The sequence below is a fragment of the Bradyrhizobium sp. genome, from assembly GCF_049691595.1.
In the GTDB taxonomy this organism is placed as follows: domain Bacteria; phylum Pseudomonadota; class Alphaproteobacteria; order Rhizobiales; family Xanthobacteraceae; genus Bradyrhizobium.
The window spans coordinates 1-2,343 of the sequence record NZ_JBAVNZ010000594.1 but is presented as its reverse complement, the minus strand read 5'-3'; the positions used below and the strand labels follow the sequence as shown (position 1 = coordinate 2,343).

Genomic DNA, 2,343 nt, shown 5'->3' with positions numbered 1-2,343 from the left:
CCCGATGCGCGGCGATGATCTGGTCGGCGGCGCGGCCGGTGACCTCGGCCATGCGGTCGAACTGCCGGGTGAAACCGCCGGCGCCGGCGGTGGCCGAGCGCAGCTCCACGATCAGGTCGCCGATTTCGGCTTCCGGCATGGTGGCGCGGACACAGTCCCATCCCGGCCAGCCCTCGCGGGTGTCGAAGCCGAGGATCTGGCCGCGCCTTGCCGAGAGAATGGCATTGATCTTCGCCGTGGCGTCGGTCGGGCAGACGATCTCCACCTGATGGATCGGCTCCAGCAGCACCGGCTGGCACTGCGGCAACGCTTCGCTCATGCCGACCCGTGCGGCGGTGCGGAAGGCGAGATCGGAAGAATCCACGCTGTGATAGGAACCGTCCGTCAGCGTGACGTGAAGGTCGATGACGGGAAAGCCGAGCGGCCCGCGCGACAGGCTGTCAACCACGCCCTCCTCCACCGCGCCGATATAGTTGCGCGGCACCGCGCCGCCGACCACCTTTTCGTGGAATTCGAAACCCGAGCCACGCGGCATCGGCTTGATCTCAAGCACCACGTCGCCGAACTGGCCGTGACCGCCGGATTGCTTCTTGTGCCGGCCGCGCTGGGTGATCGCCTTGCGGATCGTCTCCTGATAGCCGATCGCCGGCGGCTGCGATTTGACATTGACGCCAAAGCGGTCGCGCAGGCGCTCCAGCGCGACCCGCAGATGCATCTCGCCCTGCCCCCACAGCACGATGTCGTGGGTGCGCGGATTATGGATCATGGTCAGCGAGGGATCTTCCTCGTTCAGCCGCGCCAACGCCTGGCCGAGCTTGACGTCGTCCTTGCGGTCGGTCGCCGATAGCGACAGCGCCAGCACCGGCGGCGTCGCCTCGACCTGCACCAGCGCCGGTGGCGCGGTCTTGCCGCTCGACAGCGTGTCGCCGGTCTTGACGCCATCGAGCTTGCCGAGTGCGACGGTGTCGCCGGCTTCGGCGGATGCGCGCTTGCTGTCATGCGTACCGTTGACCCCAAGGATGCCCGATACCCGTCCGGTCTCGCCCGACGAAGCCTGCAGCGTCGCGCCGTCGTCGAGATGCCCGGCCAAGAGCCGCGTCAGCGACAGTTTGCCGCCATGCTGCAGATGCACGGTCTTGAGCACATAGGCCAGCGCATCCTTGGGCGGATTTTTGGCCGACGACGCGCCAAGACGCCTGGCGGTCTCGGCGACGCCGGGTGATTCATGCCGCAGCGCCTTCATCAGGCGCAGCACGCCGTTCTCGCGCGCGGCCGAGCCGAGCAGCACCGGACAGATCAGGCCTTCGCGCAATTCACGGGCGAGGTCGTCGAACACCGCATCGCGCGGCGGCTGGATGTCCTCGAGCAGTTGCTCCATCAGCGCGTCGTCATGATCGGCGAGCTTTTCCAGCATCGAGAAGCGCGCTTCCCTTTCGCGGTCGAGATTGCCGCCTTCGAGCGCCACCACCTCGGACGCCTTGTGTTCGCGATAGATGAAGGCGCGCTCCAGCGCGAGGTCGACAAAACCTTCGATCAGTTCGCCGTTCCAGATCGGAATCTGCCGCAGCACCAGCGGCACGCGCGAGGCCGGCTGCAAGGTCGCAAGCGTCTCGCGGATGCGCTTGGAGGCGCGATCGATCTTGTTCAGGAACAGGAAGCGCGGAATGCCAAAATCCTCGAGCTCGCGCAGGATGATCTGCAGTTGCGGCAGCTTCTTCTCGTCGGCCTCGCAGACCACGACCGCGGCATCGACCGCCGGAAGGGCGGCGCGCATGTCGTGCGCGAACTCGACGGAGCCCGGACAATCGATGAAGGTGTAGCTGTCGCCCATGAAATTCGTCGTGGCGGCCGTGAGGCCGGTGCCCATCTTGTGCTGGCGTGCCTCGGGGCTGGCATCGCCATGGGAAGTTCCGGCATCGACGCTGCCGGCGCGCGGGATGGCGCCCGTTCGTGCCAGTATGGCTTCAAGAAGTGTGGTTTTACCGCTCTGGAAAGGGCCCACCAGCGCAATGCACCGTGGACCGCGGGGACTTCTGACGTCTTGTCCCATCGCCGCCTCCTTGTCTTGGAGCTCGGCCCTTGATTGGGTCGGCGGGTCGGATGCTCCGCCCGTCCCGAGGATTTGGCAAGTCGGAAAAACGTCGCTGCGGTGCGACTTAGGGCGGGAATCCGACGGCTCGGAGTTCCGCCGGGCTATCGGTCAGCGAACATATCGCGCATGATCATCCCGGCTTCAGCGTGAGAAAGCTTGCTGATTTCCCTGAAAAACATCGTGGCAACCTTGCAATAATCGCTGTACTTCCCGGAAGAAATACTTGCGCCCGAAAGCAGATCGAATTGTTC

Annotated in this window: 1 protein-coding gene; it reads right to left on the bottom strand. The window is 65.4% G+C overall.

Going from position 1 to position 2,343, the window contains the following annotated elements; genetic code table 11:
* Positions 1-2,050, bottom strand: a 2,050-nt coding sequence (locus WCE35_RS23850; protein WP_424595769.1) for an elongation factor G, incomplete at its 3' end; no start/stop codon positions are given.
* Positions 2,051-2,343 lie beyond the last annotated feature (293 nt).